The organism is Bradyrhizobium sp. UFLA05-112 (assembly GCF_053572325.1).
In genome coordinates, this window is record NZ_JBANBK010000027.1 from 1 (window position 1) to 21185 (window position 21185).

Genomic DNA, 21185 nt, shown 5'->3' on the forward strand with positions numbered 1-21185 from the left:
CTACATCGTCGGCGGTTTCGTCAGTCCGACCAGCGGCTCCGCGAAAGTGAAGGGCAAGACGATCACGGCACCGGGGCCCGATCGCGGGCCGGTATTTCAGGAGTTCGCGCTCTTTCCATGGAAGACCGTCCTCGGCAACGTCATGTACGGACCGCGTCAGCAAGGCGTCCGTGCGACTGAAGCGGAAGCACAAAGCCGCGCGCTGATCGAGATGGTCGGCCTCAAGGGCTACGAGAATTTCTTTCCCAAGGAGCTGTCAGGCGGAATGAAGCAGCGCGTCGCGCTTGCTCGTACGCTCGCTTACCATCCCGAAGTCTTGCTGATGGATGAGCCCTTCGGAGCGCTCGATGCTCATACTCGTACACGGCTTCAGAACGACCTCTTGAACATCTGGGAACGAGATCGGAAGACGGTTCTGTTCGTGACGCACTCCGTCGATGAGGCGGTGTTTCTTTCGGACAAGGTCGTGATGATGTCGCGATCCCCCGGCCGTATCCGGCAGGTGGTCGATATCGATCTGCCTCGGCCGCGCCGGCGCACCGAGCTGCTGCTCGACCCGCGCTATCAGAAATACGTCGTCGATATCGAACGCATGTTCGATGATGGCGACGAGACGGGTGTGAAGGCATGACTTTGCCCGCTGCCATCGGTAGGCGCGTTGCTCCCGTGCTCGCCTGCGTCGGGCTACTCGCGGTGTGGCAGGTTGCGGCGCTTGCTCTGAAGAACGACAGTTTCCCGACCGCGCTCGAAGCCATGCGTGCGGTTCCTGCCATCCTTGGCGACAAGGAGTCCCTGATTAATATCCTGGCGTCGCTGCGTCGCATGACGATCGGATTTGCCGCAGCCGTCGCCGTTTCGATCCCCCTTGGGCTCCTGATGGGCCGAAGCCGGGCCGTGGCGGCGTTCTTCAATCCGCTTCTGATGGTGATCTATCCCGTGCCAAAGGCGGCGTTGATGCCGATCATCATGCTTTGGCTGGGCGTCGGCGATATCGCCAAGACGCTTGTCATCTTCCTAGGTGTCAGCCTGCCGGTAATTTATCACAGCTTTGAAGGTGCCAAGGCGGTCGAGGAGAAGATGCTATGGTCCGGGGCGGCCATGGGCCTGTCATCCGTACAACGCCTGGTCCGCATCGTGCTGCCAGCGGCGTTGCCGGAGATCCTGACTGGTTGTCGTACAGGGCTCGTGCTGGCGCTGATCACCATGATCACCAGCGAGATGATCGCCCGTCAGTCCGGCGCAGGCAATATCCTGTTCAATGCGCTGGACATGGGCCAGTACGACACCGTCTTCGCTATGATCATTATCGTCGGTGCCATGGGAATAGGCCTTGATGCTGCCTTCGAGAAGGTCCGGGCACGCCTGGTGCGGTGGTCGGAGCCTCAGTTCGACATGCCCCTGAGCTTTTCATGAAGTCGCGCGCGCTCTCTACGGACGTATTCCTCGGGCTTCTGCCGATCGCCTTGCTCATTGCATCGTGGCAGGGCTTGGTATCGTTTGGAGTTGCACCAGTCGCGTTGCTACCTCCACCGGGATTCGTATTTACGCGGTTGCTGCAACAGCTTGCCACCGTCGGTTTTCAGCAGGAGATCATCGCGACGCTGTTCCGGCTATTCGCGGGTTTCCTGATTGCGGTCGCGCTGGGCGTCAGCATCGGTATGGTGGCGGCCGCGAGTCCTGCGATCAACGCCATCGTGCGGCCGCTCGTACGGGTTCTCGCGCCGTTGCCAAAAGTCGCGCTTTATCCTGCGCTGCTGCTGCTACTCGGCTTCAGTCATGAATCGAAGATCGCGCTGGTCGCCGCGGATGCGCTGTTCCCGATCCTTTTGTCCACCTATTATGGTGCCTCCACCGTGGAGCAGAAGCTGATCTGGTCGGCGATGGCGGCCGGTACGCCGCGGCGGGAGATCTTGCTCAAGGTCGTGCTGCCGGCTGCGATGCCGTCGATCCTGACGGGCTGCCGCATCGGGCTCGTCATTTCGTGCATCGTGGTGTTCCTGGCCGAGATGATCACGTCGACCGACGGCCTCGGCCACGTGCTCATCACTGCGGCCCGCACGTTCCAGGCCGTTGACATGTTCGTGCCGTTGATCACGATCTCCCTGCTGGGATTGATACTGAACGCGCTGTTGCAAGCTGCGCGGTCGTACCTGCTGCGGGGATTTCCCGAGGCGTGATCTGAGCGAACAAGAGAATAAGAAAGTCGGGGAGCGAACCATGCTGGCGGATCGGATCGAGGCGAAATGGATCGACGCGTTCTGCGAGATTTTTGAGCGGTGTGCCGTCAAGGCTGGCGATACGGCCGCCGTCCTTTCGGAAACCCAGTCGCGTGCGCTCAACGTGCATCTGGCGGAGCTCGCTCTGCTGCGTATAGGCGCACGACCGTTCCATGTCGTTATGCCTACGCCGAGGAACCGCCATATCGTGCCCGTCCGTTCTACCGGGGCGAGCGAGGCGATCCAGCGGATGGCGCCCGTCATCAGTGCCCTGCAGCAGGCCGGTTTCGTGGTCGATTGCACCATTGAAGGCCTGATGCACGCCGTGGAGACGCCGGAAATCCTGAAGGCCGGTGCCCGAATTCTGGTGATCTCCAATGAGCATCCGGAAGCGCTCGAGCGCATGGTGCCGGATCCAGCGCTCGAAAAGCGGGTTCGCGCGGCAGCGAAGATGCTGCGCGGAACGAAGCGGATGCGCGTCACCTCGAAGGCAGGCACGGCTCTCGATGTCGACATGGTCGGGGCTTCGACGGTCGGGGTCTGGGGGTGGACCGACAAGCCGGGGACGCTGGCGCATTGGCCGGGCGGCATCGTCGTCAGCTTTCCAAAGAGCGGGACCATCAACGGGACTGTTATCATGGCGCCGGGTGACATCAATCTCACCTTCAAGCGTTACCTGACATCTCCCGTGACAATGACGCTGAAAGACGACTATGTCGTCGAACTCGAAGGAGAGGGCACCGACGCTGCCATGATGCGCGCCTACCTCGCGGCATGGGGTGACCGGGAGGCCTATGCGGTGTCGCATGTGGGGTTCGGCATGAACCCGGGCGCCCGCTATGAGGCCTTGTCGATGTACGATCAGCGCGACACCAACGGCACCGAACTGCGCGCGGTCTCCGGCAACTTCCTGTTCTCGACCGGCGCGAACGAATTTGCCGGCCGCTACACGGCGGGACATTTCGACCTGCCGATGATGGGAACCACGATCGAGCTGGACGGCGTTGCGGTGGTGCGTGACGGCGTGCTGCAAAACGTGTTCAGCTAGTCGTCGTCGAGCGCGGGCGGTCGCGCGAGGCCAAAATGCCGGAGCAGGTCGACCATCGCCTTGAGCCGTGCCTCGCGATAGGCGTCGATATCGAGCCCCGAATAATCGAGGAAACCTGCGCCGGTACGAAGTCCGATCCGGCCTTCCTGCATGTTTTGGGAAATGACTTCGGGCGCCCGATAGCGCTCGCTACCGAGGGCGCCTTCGAGATAGCGGCTGGCGTAGAAGAGAATATCGCCGCCGCCCCAATCGATGAACTCCAGGAGGCCCAGGACCGCATAGCGGAAGCCGAACCCGTAGCGGATCGCCTTGTCGATCTCCTCGGCGCTGGCAACGCCTTCCTCGACCATGCGCGCAGCCTCGTTCATGGCGAGCGCCTGGATGCGCGGGACGATGAAGCCGGGCGTTGCGGCGCAGACCACCGGCACCTTGCCGATGCCTTCGAGCAGCGCCTTGACTTGAGCCACAACGGCCGGATCGGTGGCGGCGCCTGGCGAGACTTCGACCAGAGGGATCAGATAGGCCGGATTGAGCCAGTGCACGTTGAGGAAGCGGCCTGGATGTTCGATCGCACAGGAGAGATCGTCGACGAGGATCGTCGATGTCGTGGAAGCAATGATGGTGTCGCGTCCGACCTGCCTTGATGCGGCGGCGAGCACGTCGCGCTTGAGTGCAACGACTTCGGGGACCCCTTCGAAGACCAGGCCAGCGCTGGACAGGGCTTCATCGCTTTCACTGGCCGGTACCACCGAGACCCGCCTGATGAGCATGTCAGCTTGCACATCGGTGAGCAGTCCAAGGCGCGTCAGACTCGCGAATGTCTTCCGGGCCTCATTCAACGCGTCGGCCTCGAGTCTTGCGAAGTCTTCCGCAGAGCGCGCCTTGACGTCGATCATCGTGACAGCATGCCCGGCATAAGCAAAGGCGACCGCAATCCCGCGGCCCATGCGGCCAGCGCCGAGACAGGCGATGTGGGCGCGGGCGGTCATCGGTCAAAGCCCTCGCGTAGCAATGTCTGCAATTCGGCTTGGCTGAGTTGGCCGAGACCCAAGCTTGCGAGCGTGCGACCACTTTGTGCAAAATCTTCGCCGCAGATTGCGCCGCCGATGGAGAGGAAGGCCCGCGCGAGCGGCGTTGCAACGCCGGTTAGCTCGGCGACCGAGACGAGGAACGAGAGCCCGAGCCGCAGATCTTCCCGCATGTAGCGATGGTCCCTCAGCACGATCCGCTCGCGCCAATCGCCGGAATCGGTCAGCCGATCATGCGAGCCGCGGCCATACATCCAGATCTCGCCTTCCTTTGCGTAATGGTGGGCAAGTGGGAAGTGCGGAGCTTCGTAGCCGAGCTCTTCGCGCACCGCGATGCGCTCGGCGTCAAGCGCATCCGTTACCCGTCGGATCGCGGCTTGCGTGCCTTCCTTATGGATGTCCCAGCGTTCAAAATGCTCGATCGGACCGGCGTTCATGACGATCAGCGGCGGATGGATGATAGGCCCTGCATTCATCAAGGCGCCGGACAGAGCGTCTCCGCACGGTTCAATCGCATCAGGAAACGCGCGGCCGATCACATCGAGCGCGTGTGGCGCCCGGCTGAGCGGGAATACGCCGACCGGCAATCGCTTAGCGCGGATCGTGATCGCGACCTCGAACGGTCCATGCTTGCGCGTCAGCCAGGGCAGCGTACCGGTTTCGGCAAAGCTCGCCTTTGCGCGGTTGCCGCAGTCGCGCAGAGCCAGAGCGAAGATCATCGAGCCGAAGGTTGCCGGCGGCAGAAAAACGACCTGCCCGTCTCGCAGGTGCGGTGCAAGCAGGCGAGCGATATCCTGCTGGGCAAAGGCCGGTGCGGGGCACAGGATCAGCTCGGTGTTGCTGATCGCCTCGGCAATGTCGGTCGTGACCAGCTCAAGCCAGACCTCGTGCCGGCCGCGGTGGTCCTTGACGAGGACGCGCGAACCGGCTGCGCGGTGCGCCGCCACTTGATCTCCGTCGCGCCGCCAGAGCCGAATCTCGTGCCCGGACAGCCCAAAATCACCGGCGGCCGCGAAGGAACCGTTGCCGCCGCCCAGCACGGCAATCTTCAAGAGACTTCTCCCTGTGCGCACGACTGCGCGTCGAGCTTCTTCAGCAGGAAATGCTGCACCTTGCCCAGCGCCGTGCGCGGCAGGTCGGTGACAAAGACGAACTCGCGCGGAACCTTGTAGCGTGCAAGCTGCGCCTGCAAATGCGCTTTCAACTGGTCGGCGTCGGGCCGACGGCCCGACCGCGGGATCACATAAGCGACCGGCACTTCGTCCCAGCGCGGATCAGGCCTGCCGATCACGGCGCACTCGCTGACATCCGGATGATCCATCAGGACGCGCTCGACCTCGGCTGGATAGACGTTTTCGCCGCCGGAAATGATCATGTTCTTCTTGCGATCCCGGACCCAGAAATACCCGTCGTCATCGCGCAGGCCAATGTCACCGGTGCGATACCAGCCGTCATGCAGCGCATCGCGCGTGGCGTCCTCGTTGCCCCAATACTCGAAGAATACGTTGGGGCCGCGCACTGCGATCTCGCCAGGCGTTCCAGGCGGCACCTCGGTGCCGTCAGTGCCAATCACCTTGGCCTCGCAGAAGAGGCCGGGCAGGCCAGTCGAGCCCGCGCGCGATATGTCTCCGCCGAGCCGGGTGTAAACGGCGATCGGGCAGGTCTCGGTCGAGCCGTAGACTTGCAAGACCGGAACACCGCGCGCGACGAAGCGCTCGATCAGGTGCGGTGGCACGATGGTCGATCCCGTGGCGATGGCCTTCAAGGACGAAACATCGGCCGCAGCCCAGCCGGGATGATCGCTTACCGCCTGGATGATCGCCGGTACCAATACCGTCAGCGTTGGGCGGTCGCGCTCGAAGCTGGCAAGCGCCGCCTCCGGCGTGAAGCGGGAATGAATCGTAACGCTCGCACCTGCGTGCAGAGCCGGCGTGGTCTGGATATTGAGTCCGCCGACATGAAAGAACGGCAGCACCGTCAGCACGTGATCGTCCGACGTCAGATTGTGCATGTGCTGGCTCATGACGCCGTTCCAGAACAGCGCTTCCTGACGCAGCACCGCGCCCTTCGGCCGCCCGGTCGTGCCCGACGTGTAGACGATGAGAAGCGGGCAGGCGAGATCGGCATGCGGATTGCGCCCATCATGGTCGCCGCATTCCAGCAGTGAGGCAAAGGTGCTGCCATCCGGTGGAGCGAAGTCGAGACCCAGAAGGCTGATGCCCGGCAGGCTTCGCTCCAGCTCCGGAATAACGCCGGCGAAAGCCTCTTCGAGTGCCAGCACCTTGGCGCCGGCGTCCGTGAGAATGAAAAGCTGCTCGGCCACCGCGAGCCGCCAGTTTAGCGGGACGAGTATCGCGCCGAGACGTGCGCACGCGTAGAGCAGGACGAGGTAGTCAGGCCGGTTCAAACTCAGGATCGCGACGCGATCGCCGCGGCCGACGCCGAACTGGGCCTTCAACGCGCTGGCGGTTCGCTCGATGCGCGCGGCAAAGGCCGCATAGCTCAAGCTTTCCCCTTCGAAATGGATCGCCGGCTTGTCCGGCGCGAACGCCGCGTTGCGATCGATCAGGTGACAGAGGTCCACCGTCAGTCGTCCGATTCGCCGGGCTCGTAGAGCGCTTCGCGCCCGATGCGATCGAGGCAGAGCTCGGCCGTCCAGGGCAGCATCAGCGAGCCACAGCGGCTGTCGCGATAGATCCGCTCCAGCGGCAGCGATCTGAGCATGGCCTGGCCACCACAAGTGCGGATCGCCAGCGCTGCGAGCTCGTTGGCACCTTCCATGACCGAATATTGTGCGGCGTAGGCCCGCAACACCTGCTCCTTGCTCGGATTGGCGCAAGCCTCGGTGACCGCCTGAAACCAGATCGCCTTGACCTGCTCGAGCTTGATCTGCATTTGCGCGACCGCGATCTGCTTGGTCGGATACATCCTGCGCTTGACCGGCGGCATGCCGGGAACCTCGCCGCGCAAATAGCGCACGGTGAAATCATACGCCGCCTGCGCAAGGCCCATATAGGTCGGCGACAACGTCAGGAACATGTGCGGCCAGCGCATTGCCGCCTGGAAATAGACGCCGCGCGGCATCAGGGCGGCATCTTCCGGCACGAACACGTCCTTGAACAGGAGCGTGCGCGAGACTGTTCCTCGCATCCCAAGCGGATCCCAATCCCCGACGACAGACACGCCTTCCGTCTTGGCGGGAATGGCGAGGTAGAGCGTGTTGCGCCGTGAGGCCTTTTCGCCTTCCTCGACTTCGGTGCAGAGCACGCCGTAGTAATCGGCATGGCCCGAGAGTGAAGCAAAGATCTTCTTGCCGTTGATGATCCAGCCGCCGCCAACGGGTTTCGCTTCGGTGCCGAAAGCAACGCCGCCAGCGGCCGCTGCGCCGCCTTCCGAGAACGGCTGCGAGTAGATCGCGCCATCCTCGACGATGCGCTTGTAGTGGACTGCGCGACGGCGCTCGTGCTCCGCACGCATGGCGTCATCCATGTCGAGGTCGTCGGCCAGCGGACCCGACCACAGGGTCGAACAGACATGCATGTTCCAGGTCAGCGCGGTCGCGCCGCAATAACGACCGATCTCAGCTGCAGCGAGCGCATAGGTCTGGTAGCCGGCCCCCAGTCCGCCATGCTTCTTCGGGACGGCGATGCCGAGCAGGCCGACGCGGTGCAGATCCCGGTAATTCTCGGTGGGGAACACCGCGTCGCGATCATAGCCTGCGGCGCGGCCGGCGAATACGCTCTGACCGATCTCCCGCGCCCGCGCGATGATGGAAGTCTGCTCGGCGTCCAGACGGAATGCGACGGGATCGAAAATCGGCGCGTCGAGCGCGAGCTTGTCGGCTGTGCTGCTCTTGCTGACTTGCATGGTCATTGTCCGGTCACCTGTGTTTTGGTCACGCTCGATTCCAGAAAATCGCCGATTGCTGCGTCGAACTCTTGGGGACGTTCGAGATTGGCGAGATGGCCGACGCCGGCGAGCTCCACGTAACGAGCGGTCGGAATATAGCCCGCCATTTTCGCCATCATCGGGGCAGGCGCATTGTTGTCTCTGGCTCCGGACAGGAGCAGCGTCGGAACGGCGATGCCCTTGAGCGCGCTCCGTCTGTCGAAGCCGATCAAGGCGAGCATCATCGCGCGATAGCTCGCCTCCGGCACGCTGGCCATGCAGTCACGCGCGACATCCACACCCTCCCTGTCCGGATCCTCGCCGACCAGCTCCTTGACGAGGGACGGGGCGAGCGAGCTCATGGTCTCGCCGCGATCGAGCGGGCCAAGCCGCGCCGCAATGAACGATTTCTGCCAGTCACCATCGGCCTTGCCGAAGGCCGGGCTGGTCTGCGCCAATACCACGGCGCGTGCAGCCTGAGGATATTGCGTCAGCCATTGCTGCACGATCATCCCGCCAATGGAATGGCCAACCAGGACGGGCCTGTCGGCTTCGACTTGTTGCAGGAACTCCTGCAAGGCCTCCGCCAGTGCGGCGATGCTAACGTTGCGGAGCGGTTTCGACCCGCCATAGCCAGGCATATCCCACGCAATCGTGCGAAAACGACTGCCGAACGTGGCAAGCTGGTGGCGCCAGGCGCGCGCTGCGCCGCCAATGCCGTGCAAAAAAACCAAAGGCACCGCATCCGGATCGCCAGCGGCCTCATAGGCGAAGCGTCCGTCCCTGGTGATCGTCGGCGTCGGTTGCTGCACGCGGCTTCCTCTTGCTCGGCCCGCCGATGCTAACAGGCCTGTTGGGGATGGGAAGAGATAACTTTATACTTAAAGCAATTTTCGGACCGGCGCCTCGCGAGGCTTAAAAGGGCCATCCATTGCAATAATTTGAAGCTTAAAATATATTCGAAAAGCTCGATCCACCGGTGCCTTCAGGGAGGCTGCGCATGTCGGGACTGCCGCGTTCTTCGCATGCGCTCGTGACAGGCGGTGGCCGCGGCATCGGCCGCGCGATCGCAGCAGCTTTGACAGGAGCCGGCGCCACGGTCACCATACTCGGCCGCAACGCAGCGACGCTCGAAGAGGCCGTCAAGGCAGGTGCCGCGCATTTTACTGCCGTTGCCGATGTCTCGGATGAGGCGGCGCTGAGGGCTGCAATCGCCAAGGCGGCCGAGCGGCAGCCCATCGACATCCTGGTCGCAAACGCTGGGAGCGCCGAGTCCGCGCCGTTCGCGAAGTCGGACGCCGCGCTGTTTGCCCGGATGATGGATGTGAATTTCATGGGCGTGGTGCACGCCGTCCGGGCCGTGTTGCCCGGGATGAAGGATCGGCCTTACGGCCGCGTCGTCGCGATCGCATCGACTGCGGGACTGAAAGGCTATGCATACGTCAGTGCTTATGTCGCCGCCAAACACGCCGTGGTTGGGCTCGTGCGTTCGCTGGCACTGGAAATGGCCGGTAGCAATATCACCGTGAATGCTGTCTGCCCGGGCTTTACGGATACGGACCTCGTTGCCGATAGCATCGAGACCATCATGAAGAAGACAGGGCGGAGCCGCGAGCAGGCGATCGCCGATCTCGCGCGGCACAACCCGCAAGGTCGGCTCGTCACGCCGCAGGAGGTGGCAGACGCTGTGCTCTGGCTTTGCGGTGAAGGCGCCGGCGCAATCACGGGCCAGGCGATCGCCGTAGCCGGTGGTGAAATATAGCCCGCAAAGTAGCGGTGGAACGAGAACGACAGGGAGTCCTCATGAGCAGACCAGCCAATCCCGTTACCGTGCCGTTGGCGGATTATTCGTCTCAGCATTTCCTGCTTGCAGTGGTTGACCATGTGGCCACGGTCACGCTGAATCGCCCGGACCGGAAAAATCCCCTGACGTTCGAGAGCTATCGCGAGCTCACCGACTTCTTTCGCGCCTGCGCGTTCGACGATGCGGTGAAGGCCATCGTCGTCACGGGCGCCGGCGGCAATTTCTCCTCGGGCGGCGACGTGTTCGAGATCATCGGCCCCCTCGTCAAGATGGACACCAAGGGGCTTACCGCCTTTACGCGCATGACCGGCGATCTCGTGAAGGCGATGCGGGCCTGCCCACAGCCGATCGTCGCCGCGGTTGAAGGCATCTGTGCCGGTGCCGGCGCGATCGTCGCCATGGCATCGGATATGCGGCTGGCGGCAAGTGGTGCGAAGGTGGCGTTTCTGTTCAACAAGGTTGGGCTCGCTGGCTGCGATATGGGCGCCTGCGCCATCCTGCCGCGGATCATTGGTCAATCGCGCGCCTCGGAGCTGCTTTACACTGGTCGTTTCATGACCGCGGAGGAGGGCGAGCGCTGGGGTTTCTTCAGCCGCATCGTCACGTCAGATCAGGTCCTGCCGCAGGCGCAACTGCTGGCGAAACAGGTCGCGGAAGGCCCGAGCTTCGCCAACACCATGACCAAGCGGATGCTGGCGATGGAATGGGCCATGTCGGTGGAAGAGGCGATCGAGGCGGAAGCCGTGGCGCAGGCGCTCTGCATGACGACGGCCGATTTCGAACGCGCTTTCGAGGCCTTCGCCAACAAGGTCAAGCCGGTGTTCAGGGGGGATTAGCCGCTCCGCAGCAAGAATATGCGAAGGCGGGAATTTCGAGGAGTTGTTAATTAAGGCTAAGCCCAGGAGCCGGGCGACGCGGAGGGTGAGGGCGACAAAGCCGCTTGCGGCGGAGTGACCGCCCATGCGACGTTAACCCCGTTGCCTGGCATGTATCGAGTGGAGTTTGGGCGATGAAGGCGATTATCGTCGGCGGCGGTATCGGAGGTCTCACGACGGCGTTGATGCTGCGGGCGCGCGGCATTGCTTGTGAGATTTTCGAACAGGCCGATACCATTCGCGAGCTCGGCGTCGGCATCAACACCCTGCCGCATGCCATGCGCGAGCTTGCCGGGCTCGGTCTGTTGCCGAAGCTCGACGAGGCCGCCATCCGCACCGACCAGCTCTATTATCTCAATCGTCACGGTCAGGAAGTCTGGCGCGAGGCGCGCGGCATCGACGCAGGCCATGACGTGCCGCAATTCTCGATTCATCGTGGCCGCCTGCAGGGCGTCATCCATCGCGCGGTCGAGGAGCGGCTCGGGCCCGAGGTCATTCACACCGGTTGTCGCCTGGGCGCCTTCACCCAGGACGAAGGCGGCGTCACCGCCTATTTCTTTGATCGCTCCGGCGCACACGTCCACTCGGCGCGTAGCGACATCCTGATTGGCGCTGACGGCATCCACTCGCGCGTGCGCGAGACGCTGTTTCCCAATGAGGGACCGCCTTGCTGGAACGGCCTGATGCTGTGGCGCGGCGCGCGCGACTGGCCGGTATTCCTCACCGGCAAGTCGATGATCGTCGCCGGTGGCCTGAACGCCAAGGTCGTGGTCTATCCGATTGCGGAGGGCTCGAGCCCCGCGAGCCGACTCACGAACTGGGCGGTGCTGGTGAAGATCGGCGAGGGCAATGCACCGCCGCCGCGCAAGGAGGACTGGTCACGGCCGGGCCGGCGTGAAGAATTGATGCCGCACGTTGCACGCTTCTCTGTGCCTTATGTCGACGTCAAGAGCCTGATCTCGGCAACCCCTGAGTTCTATGAATATCCCACCTGTGACCGCGATCCCTTGCCCTATTGGTCGTCGGGGCGGGTCACCCTGCTGGGCGATGCCGCACATCCAATGTATCCGGTCGGCTCGAACGGCGCGTCTCAGGCCATTCTCGATGCGCGCTGCCTTGCGGATCTGTTGGCGCGCTCCGAGCACCCGCGCCAGGCGCTGGTCGAATACGAGAAGAAGCGCCTGCCGATGACGGCCGAGATTGTCCGCTCCAATCGTCGGGGCGGCCCGGAAGGGGTGATCGACGCGGTCGAGCAACTCGCGCCGAATGGTTTCGACAATGTCGAGAACGTGTTGAGCTACTCGCAGCGCGAGGCGATCGTGCGCGGCTATGCGACGAAGGCCGGCTTCGCCGCGGTGCCAGGCCTTGCGGCTGTCAAGGCGTGATACGCCGCCCTTCGGCTAGGATGGCGGCGGGGGCAGGAAGTGGATGTTGAACTCCGCAGCCATCGCGACAACGTCCTCGGGCTTCTGCTCTTTCATGTTGTGAAGGCCCCAGAACAGGTCATAAAGCTTGCGGCTCGGTGATACCCAGAACAGCACCTTCGCCGTCTGCTCCGCCTTGTTGAAGATGCCGTGCGGGACGCCCATGCCGAGGCGGATCAGGTCACCGGGCGTCGCCTGCGCTTCGGTATTGCCGAGCACGAAATCGAGCTTTCCCTCCAGCATATAGAGATACTCGTCCTGGTCCGGATGGATGTGCGGCGGCACGAAAGTGCCGGGCGGCAGCGTCGCATGCCAGGAGAAGCTGTGCTCGGCATAGCTCTTTGGCACGTAGGTCTGGCCGAGAATGTTCCAGGAAATGCCCTGGATACCTTCATTGGCCCTCGTGATGCCGGTGATCTCGCTCTTCACTTGAATTCCTCCCTTTACTCGACCATCGACTCGGCACTCAGTTCGCCGGTTTGCAGTCTTTTGCGTAACGGTCGCCGTAGTTCTCGAAGACCTTTTGAACGATCTCGGTCTGGAATTTTCCGTCAGGACGCTTGGCGACCTTGGTCAGATAGAAATCCTGGATCGGATAGCCGTTGGTGTTGAATTTGAAGGCGCCGCGCAGCGAGGTGAAGTCGGCTTTCTTCAGGGCCGCGCCTACGGCGTCCTTGTTGGCGAGGTCGCCTTTCACCCCCCTGACTGCGCTGTCGATCAACATCGCGGCGTCATAGGCCTGGAAAGCATAGGTGCCGGGCACGCTGTTGTAGGCAGCTTCATAGGCGCCGACGAACTTCTTGTTTTGCGGGTTGTCGAGGTTGGGCGCCCAGTTCGCGCCGCCGAACATGCCCACGGCCGCGTCCTGCTGCGCCGGCAAGGTTGACTCGTCCACCGTGAAGGCCGATAGCACCGGGATCGTATCGGCAAGCCCCGCCTGCCGGTACTGCTTGACGAGGTTGACGCCAAGGCCACCCGGCATGAACGTAAAGAGCGCATCGGGCTTGAGCGAGGAAATCTTCGAAAGCTCCGGCTGGAAGTCCAGCGTGTTGAGCGGCATATAGGATTCCTCGACGATTTCGCCCTTGTAGTCGAGCTTGAAGCCGGCCGCCGAATCCTTGCCGGCCTGATAGTTCGGCACCATCAAATACATGCGCTTGTAGCCGCGATCCTGGGCCACCTTGCCGAGGATCTCGTGCACCTGGTCATTCTGGTAGGAGGTCACATAGAAGAACGGGCTACAGTCCTTGCCGGCAAATGTCGATGGGCCGGCATTGGGGCTGATCAGGAATGTCTTTGATTCCGTGACCGGGCGGTGGATCGCCTGCAGGATGTTGGAGAAGATCGGCCCGACCACGAAATCGACCTTGTCGCGCTCGAGCAGGCCCTTGACCTTGGTCACCGCCGCATCCGGCTTCAGCTCGTCATCGACGACCACGACCTCGACATCGCGGCCGCCCATCTTGCCGCCGAGATCCTTGACCGCGAGCGCGAAACCGTCGCGAACCTGCTGGCCGAGCGCGGCGGCGGGGCCCGACAGGGTCACGATCACGCCGAGCTTGATCTTCTCCTGCGCAAATGCCGGGTCCAGTGCGGTACCGACGAGCAAAGCCAATCCGGCCAACCTCAGTTTCTTCTTCATGATCTTTTTCCCGATATGCTTGCGCTCACGCTACAGCCCTGTCGTTCGATCCAAGCTTATTCTGATGACGGCATCCGCGGCAAGCAGGGCCGAAGCCTGCTGCATCCTGCGTCGCGCCATCAGCCCGGCGCCATCAGCCCGGCGTCATCAGCCCGGCGCCATATGCAAGCGGCGCGCCAATTGCTTGAAGCCTAAAGAAATTCGACCCGCACTGGTTGTTCGGCGCGTTTTGGGCTTGCGGCGGCGCGAAAATTACTTGAAGCTCAAAACGACAGTTGGCTCGCTTCTGCCGCCAGTGCTGTGACATAGTGACCGCACCACGATGCTCGATTCCGAGACCAAGGCTGTTGAACTTCCGGAAGACCACGCCGAAGAGCTACGGCTGTGGTTGCGCCTGTTGACCTGCACGACCCTGATCGAGGGTGAGGTGCGCAGCCGCCTGCGGGAGCGGTTCGACGTCACGTTGCCTCGCTTCGATCTGATGGCGCAGCTCGACAAGGCGCCGGACGGCATGACCCTGTCCGATGTCTCCAAGCGCATGATGGTCTCCAACGGCAACGTCACTGGGCTCGTCGAACGTCTCGTGGAATCCGGGCACCTCGACCGCCGCACGTCCGATACCGACCGCCGCGTCCAGGTGATCCGGCTGACGAAGCTTGGCCGCGCCGAGTTTCGCAAGATGGCCGCGGAACACGAGACCTGGATCGCCGACGTCTTTGCCGATCTCACGCCAAAGGACGTGCGTGAATTGATGCGCCTGCTGGCCAAGACCAAAGCGTCCGCCCAGAAATCCGCTTCGCGCCGCAAACTGTAGGCCGTTCCGCGGCGAACTCTCCCCCTGCCGTCAGAAAAAACGCGTGATGTCCAAAATCTGCTATTGCGCCAAATTATTTTAAGCCTAAAATGATTTTGCTGCCGGGTGCTCTCCAAGCTGAAAGGAGCGTGCGATGGCTAACGCCGCCAAGGTTCAACTTCCGGGCTCGTATGATGGCAGGGTTGCAACGGCTCACGCCGACACCTTTGCCCTGCAACATCTGCCGCCCCGCGATCTATGGCCCGAATTCATCTTCACGCGGCCGGAGCTGCAATATCCGCCGCGATTGAACTGCGTCAGTTACTTCCTTGATCGCTGGGTCGAAGAGGGGCATGGCGATGCGCCCTGCGCGATCAGTCCTTCCGTGAGCTACAGCTATCGCGAGCTGCAACGGCTCGTGAACCGCATTGCCAACGTGCTGGTTGGCAAGCTTGGCCTCGTGACCGGCGGACGTGTCCTGCTCCGCTCGGCGAACAATCCCATGATGGTCGCGACCTATCTTGCGGTCATCAAGGCCGGTGGAATCGTGGTTGCGACCATGCCGCTATTGCGTGCCAAGGAGCTTCTGTATCCGATTCAGAAGGCCGAGATCACGCTGGCGCTGTGCGACGGCAAGCTGTGCGAGGATATGGAGAAGGCGAAAGCGGCAGCGCCCGGGCTGAAGCACGTCGTCTACTGGGGCACCGGTGCTGCCGACTCGCTGGAAGCGCTGACCGCGGACGCAAGCTCCGAGTTCGAGGCGGTCGACACGGCGTCCGACGATGTTTGCCTGATCGCGTTCACCTCGGGCACGACCGGCGATCCCAAGGGCACCATGCATTTCCACCGGGATATGCTGGCGGTCTGTGACGGCTATGCGCGCAATATCCTGCGGGCGAAGCAGGACGATCGTTTCATCGGCTCTGCGCCGCTCGCCTTTACGTTTGGCTTCGGCGGCGTGTTGTTCCCGATGCATATCGGCGCGTCCTTCGTCGTCCTGGAGAAGACCACGCCGGACGATTTTCTCGCGGCCATCGAGCGTTACAAGACCACGGTCTGCTTCACGGCGCCGACGGCATACCGCGCGATGCTCGGCAAGATCGCAGGCCGCGATATCTCGTCGTTGCGCAAGTGCGTGTCTGCCGGTGAGACCTTGCCCAAGCCGACATTCGACGCCTGGCTGCACGCAACGGGCATCAAATTGATGGATGGCATCGGCTCCACCGAATTGCTGCACATCTTCATCAGCGCGACGGAAGACGAGATTCGCCCAGGCGCGACGGGCAAGCCGGTGCCGGGCTATGAGGCAAAGATCGTCGATGATGACGGCAACGACGTGCCATCAGGCACGATGGGGCGCCTCGCGGTCCGCGGGCCGACCGGATGTCGCTACCTTGCCGACGAGCGGCAGCGCAAATATGTCCACAATGGCTGGAACATCACCGGCGACACCTATGTGATGGATGCCGATGGGTACTTCTGGTACCAGTCGCGCTCCGACGACATGATCGTTTCGGCCGGCTACAATATTGCCGGTACCGATGTCGAAGCCGCTCTTCTGACGCATCCGGCGGTCGCCGAATGCGGCGTCGTCGGGGCGCCCGATGAGGCGCGCGGCATGATCGTGAAGGCGTATGTGGTCCTCGCCCCCGGCGTCGTGCCGGACGCGCGGCTCGCGAGCGATCTGCAGGAGCACGTCAAGCGCGAGATCGCGCCTTACAAGTATCCGCGCGCGATCGAGTTCGTGGCGCAGTTGCCGAAGACCGAGACGGGCAAGTTGAAGCGCTTTGCCCTGCGGCAGATGGCGCAGGCGGCGGCCTCGTCGCCTGGCGTCGGTCCCAAATAAGAGAGGAATGGACGATTGTCTGCAACGACGCCGAAAAGCCCGCAGCTCGCAACGCTGCCAATCAGGGAAGATGCAGCCCCGATCCGGATCCTGCAGCCCTCCGGCTGGCCGATGCCGAAGGGCTATGCCAACGGCGTGGCCGCGGAGGGACGCATCGTCGTCACCGGCGGTGTGATCGGCTGGGATACGGAAGAGCGCCTCGCGGATGGCTTTGTCGCGCAGGTACGTCAGACGTTGAGCAATATCGCGGCGATCCTAGCCGAGGGTGGCGCGCGGCCGGAGCACCTCGTGCGTCTCACGTGGTATGTTGTTGATATGGACGAGTACCTGGCCAACCTGAAGGCGCTCGGCCAGATTTACCGGGAGATTCTTGGCGCGCATTATCCAGCGATGGCGCTGGTGCAGGTCGTCAGGCTGGTCGAGAAGGCGGCGCGCGTCGAAATCGAAGCCACCGCCGTAATCCCGCGCTGATGCACCGATCAGCTCGCCTTGGCGAGATCGTCGTCCTCCGGTGAGTTCAGATAGACGCCGGAGATGGTGTCGACCCAGCACAGGTGGTCGTGCACTTTCTTCACGCCGTCGATGTTCTCGGTCAGGACAATTGCCGCCCGGCGTGCGCTTTCGTCCGTGATGACGCCGCTCAGGTGGACAATGCCGTCGCTGACGATCACGTTCAGTCCGAACGGGCACCAGTCGTTCTTTTCCATCGCGTCAATGATGCGGCCGCGAATGTGATCGTCGTCCGCCGTGGGATCCGGCACCTGGCGGGCAAGGCTCGCTACTGCCTGGAGCAGGTTGGCGCGAGAGACGAGGCCGACGACCTTGTCGCCGCGCACCACGGGCAGGCGCTTGATGTTGTTCTGCTCCATGATGTCGACGATCTCGGCAAGGGCCGTATCCTCGGTGATGGTCACCGGCGACGTCGTCATCACCTCGGAAACCTTGCTGCCGTGTTCCTGAACGAAATCGCTGGCCGATTGGCCGGGGCCTAGGATGAACTTCAGCCAGCGGCCACGCTTGCGCTGGGTCCCGATCTCGCTGCGTCGGATGAAGTCGCCCTCCGACACGATTCCGACCAGCTTGCCGCTCTCGTCGACCACGGGAAGACCGCTGACATGGCGCTTGAGCATGATGTTGGCGGCTTCGACGATGGTGGTGTCGGGCGTGACCGAGATGACCGACCGGGTCATGATCTGGTGGGCGCGCATGGAATAACTCCGCATGTCCTGGCAGAATTCGATCTCACAAGGCTAATGCAGGCCGGGTTTGGCGGTTTGACGCAGGTCAATGGGGCAGCGCGGCCGCGCTTGACGCAGCTCAAGGTGCGCCCGGCCCATGGGCATATTCTGGAATTTATAAGTTCCAGGGCCAGCCAGGAGGTCACCTTGAGCGAACTCGCCAGACTGCAGGATTTTGCGCCCGGGAAGCTGGTATCGGATCCCGCCCGGCAGGTCGCGGAGGCGAACCAGCGTGCGTGCGATCTCATGTTCAGCGTGCAACGGCAGTTCCTTGACGAGATTGTATTTGTCGCCAACGAGCTCCTGGACCGGACGCAGACCGAGACACATTTGTTCGCGGAGTTCCTCTCGAAACTGGCCGCCTCGCACTCGGTCAAGGATTGGAGAACGCTCTGCGCCGAATGCGGCCAGCATCAGCTCGATTTCATCCGGCGCGACTGCGACCGGATCTTCAAGCACGGCGACAGAGTGATCGCGACCACCGCCGGCCTCTTCAATGTTGCGTCTCGCGATTGAGCCCGAAATCGTAAAATACGGACGAAATGCGAGCCATGAGCGCCGGAAAGACCTCTCTCCTCCCGCGGGCTGAGGAGCCTGCTGCAGCGGCGGATCTGATTTCCGACGCGCCGGCAGGCACTGAGGCTTCCGATCCCGAAAAATCGGCCGAAGCAGTGACCGCTGAGCCAGCCCCATCAGCGGAATCCTATCCGGTTGACCGAGCCTTGCATGCGATGCTGGCGCGGCTGACCGGCGGCATCTCGCCCATCGCTCTGTCGCTCGCCTATCTCGATTGGGCCTCGCACCTTGTGGGCGCGCCGCAGCGACAAATGGAGATTGCGAAGGACGCTGTTCGAGATGCGGGCCGGCTGCTCCAGGCCGCGGCACATGCGTCGACACCCAATCAGGACCCCTGGTCCGTAATCAAACCGCAGCCTCAGGATCGTCGCTTCGCCAGGCCCGAATGGGAAAGTCCTCCGTTCAACCTGCTGGCTCAGGCGTTTCTGTTGAGTGAGCAGTGGTGGCACAAGGCGACGACAGGTGTTCGAGGTGTGGCATCCGCCAACGAGGCGGTCGTGGAGTTCTCCGTGCGCCAGGTCCTCGACATGCTGGCGCCGTCGAGCTTCGTCGCGACCAACCCGGAAGTGCTGCAAAGGGCCTTTCGGAGCGGCGGCCAAAATTTCGTATGCGGTTGGCAGAATTGGTGGAGCGACTTTCTGCGGATGCGTTCCGCCAACAAGGCGGTCGGTGACGGAGAGTTCTCGGTCGGCAAGACGGTGGCGGCCTCGGCGGGAAAGGTGGTCTACCGCAACGAATTGATGGAGTTGATCCAGTATCACCCTGCCACGCAGAATGTCCGGCCTGAGCCAGTGCTGATCGTTCCGGCCTGGATCATGAAGTACTATATCCTCGATCTGTCACCAGAGAACTCCCTGGTGAAGTATCTCACCGGCGAGGGTTTAACCGTGTTCGCGATCTCGTGGCGCAATCCCGGCGTCGGCGACCGCGACGTTGCCTTCGACGATTATCGGAAGCTGGGCGTGAAGGCGGCGCTTGATGCGATCGCCTGCATCCAGCCGCGTCGGAAGGTCCATGCCCTCGGCTACTGCCTTGGGGGAACCCTATTGTCGATCACCGCCGCCGCTATGGCGCGCGACGGCGACAACCGCTTGAAGTCCATCACGTTGCTGGCCGCGCAAACGGATTTTACCGAAGCGGGCGAGCTGACGTTATTCACCAGCGAGAGCCAGGTCGCATTCCTCGAGGACATGATGTGGGAGCGCGGCTATCTCGACACCACGCAGATGGCCGGCGCCTTTCAGCTTCTGCGCTCGAACGACCTGATCTGGTCGCGGTTGTCCCACGACTATCTCTTGGGCGAGCGCGCACCGCCGAGCGATCTGATGGCCTGGAATGCGGATGCCACGCGTCTGCCGTATCGGATGCATTCGGAGTATCTGCGTCGACTGTTCCTCAACAACGATCTGGCGGAGGGGCGCTATCATGTCGACGGGCGCAATATCGCATTGTCAGACATTCACGCGCCGATGTTCGTGGTCGGCACGCTGAGGGATCACGTGGCGCCCTGGCGATCCGTCTACAAGATTCACTATCAGGTCGATGCCGACGTGACCTTCCTGTTGACCAGCGGCGGCCACAACGCGGGCATCGTGGCGCCGCCTGGCGAGCCGGGGCACAGCTACCAGGTGATGACCAAGGCGGCAGAAGCACCCTATGTCGGCTGTGACGAATGGTTCAAACGCGCACCGCATTTCAAGGGGTCGTGGTGGCCGGAATGGACCAAATGGCTTGTCGCGCGATCTGGCGATCTTTGCGAATCGCCTCAAATGGGGCTCGGCAATGTCGATCGACTCCCGGATGCGCCCGGCGAATACGTTCTGACCTAGTCAGCAGGCTCCGTGCCGAGCCTCAAGCGTGAAGCTCCAAAAGGCTTCGTCTTGTTTAGCTTCTTGTAGGCAGTCGCCGCTTTCTTCAGCAGCTCTTTCTTGCGCTTGCGACCGAGGAAGTGAAAGCCTACGGCCGAGCCTTCATCATTCAACGTCTTGGCAAGCACGCGGCCTCTCGCATCGTCATTGAGTTGCCCCAGGCTGCGTTGCGCCCGACGCAACTGTTTCAGAATGGCCTTCTGCTTTTCAAGCGACTCATCGACGAACAAGTCCTCGAGGGACTCGATCGCATAGGACAGTCGTTTGTTGAGCAGGCGCAAGTGATGCCGCTTCTTCACGCCGAGTTCGGCGAGCTTGCGAGACCTCTTCAGGAGGATCCTTTCCCACGCGGCCAGCTGCTGCGCCGCGTGTTCGGCAAGCGGGGAGCGGCGCAATCTGATGGCCTCCTTGCCTCGTCGGGTTGACCAGGGTCCACTCTCGATCCAGCCGGATGTCTGCTCGATCAGGCGGCGATATCGGACCGATCGCAGCGCCCGCGCCAAAAGACGATGGCTTTCTGCGCGCTTTTCCTGCCACGACTGAAGCTCGGCAATCAGGGCAAGCTCCTCGCCGCTGGCGGCAACAATTCGTTCGATCGCCACATCGAGATCGCGCACCATGCCGAGTTGCCGGTGTAGCCACTTCAGTTCGGCCCAGACGACCGGCCGCATGGCGTCGTCGACTATGGGAGAAAAGAAGCGGATGGCGGCGCGAAGGCGTGTGAGCGCTATGCGAATCTGGTGCAGGGCGTCGGGATCGCCGCTGCATGTTTCCTCGTGCCGGGCCATGACGGCATTGAGGTGACGGCGAGCCACGATTCGAAATGCGGTATCGCAGGCCATTGCCGCGCTCAGGCGAGCCGGTGAGGCGCTCCGTGCCGACGCCGGCTTGACGCGGGCGGGGGCCTCCGGTGTCGTGCTGCGTCGCGCCATCGCCTTG

The 21185-nt window shown here is 62.7% G+C and carries 21 protein-coding genes; 12 read left to right on the top strand and 9 right to left on the bottom strand.

Features of this window, described 5'->3' with window-relative positions; translation table 11 throughout:
* The 4 genes from SO180_RS17555 to SO180_RS17570 all read left to right on the top strand — a co-directional run.
* Positions 1–631, top strand: a 631-nt coding sequence (locus SO180_RS17555; protein ID WP_449380090.1) for an ABC transporter ATP-binding protein, incomplete at its 5' end; no start/stop codon positions are given.
* Entirely contained in the window at positions 628–1413 is a 786-nt protein-coding gene (locus tag SO180_RS17560) for an ABC transporter permease (RefSeq protein WP_449380091.1), read from the top strand. The genes SO180_RS17555 and SO180_RS17560, both read left to right, overlap by 4 nt.
* Entirely contained in the window at positions 1410–2177 is a 768-nt protein-coding gene (locus SO180_RS17565; protein WP_449380092.1) for an ABC transporter permease, read from the top strand. Before SO180_RS17560 ends, SO180_RS17565 begins: the two co-directional genes overlap by 4 nt.
* A gap of 40 nt (positions 2178–2217) precedes the next feature.
* Positions 2218–3264 carry a 2,5-dihydroxypyridine 5,6-dioxygenase NicX family protein gene (locus SO180_RS17570; protein ID WP_449380093.1) on the top strand — a complete coding sequence of 349 codons (1047 nt, stop codon included), beginning with the start codon at positions 2218–2220 and terminating at the stop codon, positions 3262–3264.
* Here SO180_RS17570 and SO180_RS17575 read toward each other — a convergent pair.
* The 5 genes from SO180_RS17575 to SO180_RS17595 are packed head-to-tail and all read right to left on the bottom strand — an operon-like array spanning position 3261 to position 8992.
* Positions 3261–4253 carry a 3-hydroxybutyryl-CoA dehydrogenase gene (locus tag SO180_RS17575; RefSeq protein ID WP_449380094.1) on the bottom strand — a complete coding sequence of 331 codons (993 nt, stop codon included), beginning with the start codon at positions 4251–4253 and terminating at the stop codon, positions 3261–3263. The genes SO180_RS17570 and SO180_RS17575 overlap by 4 nt on opposite strands.
* Positions 4250–5344, bottom strand: coding sequence for an NAD/NADP octopine/nopaline dehydrogenase family protein (locus SO180_RS17580; RefSeq protein ID WP_449380095.1), 1095 nt, complete (start codon positions 5342–5344; stop codon positions 4250–4252). Before SO180_RS17580 ends, SO180_RS17575 begins: the two co-directional genes overlap by 4 nt.
* Positions 5341–6876 (bottom strand): class I adenylate-forming enzyme family protein, encoded by a 1536-nt coding sequence (locus SO180_RS17585; RefSeq protein ID WP_449380096.1) that lies wholly within the window; start codon positions 6874–6876, stop codon positions 5341–5343. The genes SO180_RS17580 and SO180_RS17585 overlap by 4 nt, the downstream gene beginning before the upstream one ends.
* A gap of 2 nt (positions 6877–6878) precedes the next feature.
* Positions 6879–8165, bottom strand: a complete 1287-nt coding sequence (locus SO180_RS17590) for an acyl-CoA dehydrogenase family protein (protein WP_449380097.1) — start codon at positions 8163–8165, stop codon at positions 6879–6881.
* Positions 8162–8992 carry an alpha/beta fold hydrolase gene (locus SO180_RS17595; RefSeq protein WP_449380098.1) on the bottom strand — a complete coding sequence of 277 codons (831 nt, stop codon included), beginning with the start codon at positions 8990–8992 and terminating at the stop codon, positions 8162–8164. The genes SO180_RS17590 and SO180_RS17595 overlap by 4 nt, the downstream gene beginning before the upstream one ends.
* Before the next feature lie 188 nt (positions 8993–9180).
* On the opposite strand from SO180_RS17595, the gene SO180_RS17600 reads away from it, so the two are divergent.
* From SO180_RS17600 to SO180_RS17610, 3 genes are all read left to right on the top strand, one after another.
* Positions 9181–9942: an SDR family NAD(P)-dependent oxidoreductase gene (locus SO180_RS17600; protein WP_449380099.1), complete on the top strand. Its 762-nt coding sequence runs from the start codon at positions 9181–9183 to the stop codon at positions 9940–9942.
* Positions 9943–9983: 41 nt separating this feature from the next.
* A complete protein-coding gene (locus tag SO180_RS17605; RefSeq protein WP_449380100.1) occupies positions 9984–10820 on the top strand; it encodes an enoyl-CoA hydratase family protein in 837 nt (278 codons plus the stop codon).
* A gap of 173 nt (positions 10821–10993) precedes the next feature.
* Complete coding sequence (locus SO180_RS17610) at positions 10994–12244, top strand: flavin-dependent oxidoreductase (protein ID WP_449380101.1); 1251 nt, start codon at positions 10994–10996, stop codon at positions 12242–12244.
* A gap of 15 nt (positions 12245–12259) precedes the next feature.
* On the opposite strand, the gene SO180_RS17615 is transcribed toward SO180_RS17610, so the two are convergent.
* Both SO180_RS17615 and SO180_RS17620 read right to left on the bottom strand, forming a co-directional pair.
* The gene (locus tag SO180_RS17615; protein ID WP_449380102.1) at positions 12260–12712 is read right to left on the bottom strand and encodes a cupin domain-containing protein; all 453 of its coding nucleotides are present in this window, start codon (positions 12710–12712) and stop codon (positions 12260–12262) included.
* Between the two features lie 37 nt (positions 12713–12749).
* On the bottom strand, positions 12750–13925 hold the full coding sequence (locus SO180_RS17620; RefSeq protein ID WP_449380103.1) for an ABC transporter substrate-binding protein: 1176 nt from the start codon (positions 13923–13925) through the stop codon (positions 12750–12752).
* Between the two features lie 322 nt (positions 13926–14247).
* On the opposite strand from SO180_RS17620, the gene SO180_RS17625 reads away from it, so the two are divergent.
* The 3 genes from SO180_RS17625 to SO180_RS17635 all read left to right on the top strand — a co-directional run bounded on the left by SO180_RS17625 (position 14248) and on the right by SO180_RS17635 (position 17035).
* The gene (locus SO180_RS17625; RefSeq protein WP_449380104.1) at positions 14248–14739 is read left to right on the top strand and encodes a MarR family winged helix-turn-helix transcriptional regulator; all 492 of its coding nucleotides are present in this window, start codon (positions 14248–14250) and stop codon (positions 14737–14739) included.
* Positions 14740–14872: 133 nt separating this feature from the next.
* Positions 14873–16564 carry a benzoate-CoA ligase family protein gene (locus SO180_RS17630; RefSeq protein WP_449380105.1) on the top strand — a complete coding sequence of 564 codons (1692 nt, stop codon included), beginning with the start codon at positions 14873–14875 and terminating at the stop codon, positions 16562–16564.
* Between the two features lie 15 nt (positions 16565–16579).
* Positions 16580–17035, top strand: a complete 456-nt coding sequence (locus SO180_RS17635; RefSeq protein WP_449380106.1) for a RidA family protein — start codon at positions 16580–16582, stop codon at positions 17033–17035.
* 8 nt (positions 17036–17043) lie between these two features.
* On the opposite strand, the gene SO180_RS17640 is transcribed toward SO180_RS17635, so the two are convergent.
* A complete protein-coding gene (locus SO180_RS17640) occupies positions 17044–17772 on the bottom strand; it encodes a CBS domain-containing protein (RefSeq protein ID WP_449380107.1) in 729 nt (242 codons plus the stop codon).
* 99 nt (positions 17773–17871) lie between these two features.
* Between SO180_RS17640 and SO180_RS17645 the strand changes: the two genes are divergently transcribed.
* Positions 17872–18318: a hypothetical protein gene (locus SO180_RS17645; protein ID WP_449380108.1), complete on the top strand. Its 447-nt coding sequence runs from the start codon at positions 17872–17874 to the stop codon at positions 18316–18318.
* Between the two features lie 35 nt (positions 18319–18353).
* Positions 18354–20207, top strand: coding sequence for a PHA/PHB synthase family protein (locus SO180_RS17650; RefSeq protein ID WP_449380109.1), 1854 nt, complete (start codon positions 18354–18356; stop codon positions 20205–20207).
* Here the strand turns inward: SO180_RS17650 and SO180_RS17655 are convergent.
* Complete coding sequence (locus SO180_RS17655; RefSeq protein ID WP_449380110.1) at positions 20204–21178, bottom strand: CHAD domain-containing protein; 975 nt, start codon at positions 21176–21178, stop codon at positions 20204–20206. The genes SO180_RS17650 and SO180_RS17655 overlap by 4 nt on opposite strands.
* Between the last annotated feature and the right edge of the window lie 7 nt (positions 21179–21185).

Excerpts from the sequence above, each read along its gene's own strand:
- SO180_RS17575 (WP_449380094.1), bottom strand. The coding sequence starts at position 4,253 with ATGACCGCCCGCGCCCACATCGCCTGTCTCGGCGCTGGCCGCATGGGC.
- SO180_RS17655 (WP_449380110.1), bottom strand. The coding sequence starts at position 21,178 with ATGGCGCGACGCAGCACGACACCGGAGGCCCCCGCCCGCGTCAAGCCG.
- SO180_RS17625 (WP_449380104.1), top strand. The coding sequence starts at position 14,248 with ATGCTCGATTCCGAGACCAAGGCTGTTGAACTTCCGGAAGACCACGCC.
- SO180_RS17590 (WP_449380097.1), bottom strand. The coding sequence starts at position 8,165 with ATGACCATGCAAGTCAGCAAGAGCAGCACAGCCGACAAGCTCGCGCTC.
- SO180_RS17600 (WP_449380099.1), top strand. The coding sequence starts at position 9,181 with ATGTCGGGACTGCCGCGTTCTTCGCATGCGCTCGTGACAGGCGGTGGC.
- SO180_RS17610 (WP_449380101.1), top strand. The coding sequence starts at position 10,994 with ATGAAGGCGATTATCGTCGGCGGCGGTATCGGAGGTCTCACGACGGCG.
- SO180_RS17650 (WP_449380109.1), top strand. The coding sequence starts at position 18,354 with ATGAGCGCCGGAAAGACCTCTCTCCTCCCGCGGGCTGAGGAGCCTGCT.
- SO180_RS17565 (WP_449380092.1), top strand. The coding sequence starts at position 1,410 with ATGAAGTCGCGCGCGCTCTCTACGGACGTATTCCTCGGGCTTCTGCCG.
- SO180_RS17570 (WP_449380093.1), top strand. The coding sequence starts at position 2,218 with ATGCTGGCGGATCGGATCGAGGCGAAATGGATCGACGCGTTCTGCGAG.
- SO180_RS17605 (WP_449380100.1), top strand. The coding sequence starts at position 9,984 with ATGAGCAGACCAGCCAATCCCGTTACCGTGCCGTTGGCGGATTATTCG.
- SO180_RS17560 (WP_449380091.1), top strand. The coding sequence starts at position 628 with ATGACTTTGCCCGCTGCCATCGGTAGGCGCGTTGCTCCCGTGCTCGCC.
- SO180_RS17630 (WP_449380105.1), top strand. The coding sequence starts at position 14,873 with ATGGCTAACGCCGCCAAGGTTCAACTTCCGGGCTCGTATGATGGCAGG.
- SO180_RS17620 (WP_449380103.1), bottom strand. The coding sequence starts at position 13,925 with ATGAAGAAGAAACTGAGGTTGGCCGGATTGGCTTTGCTCGTCGGTACC.
- SO180_RS17640 (WP_449380107.1), bottom strand. The coding sequence starts at position 17,772 with ATGCGCGCCCACCAGATCATGACCCGGTCGGTCATCTCGGTCACGCCC.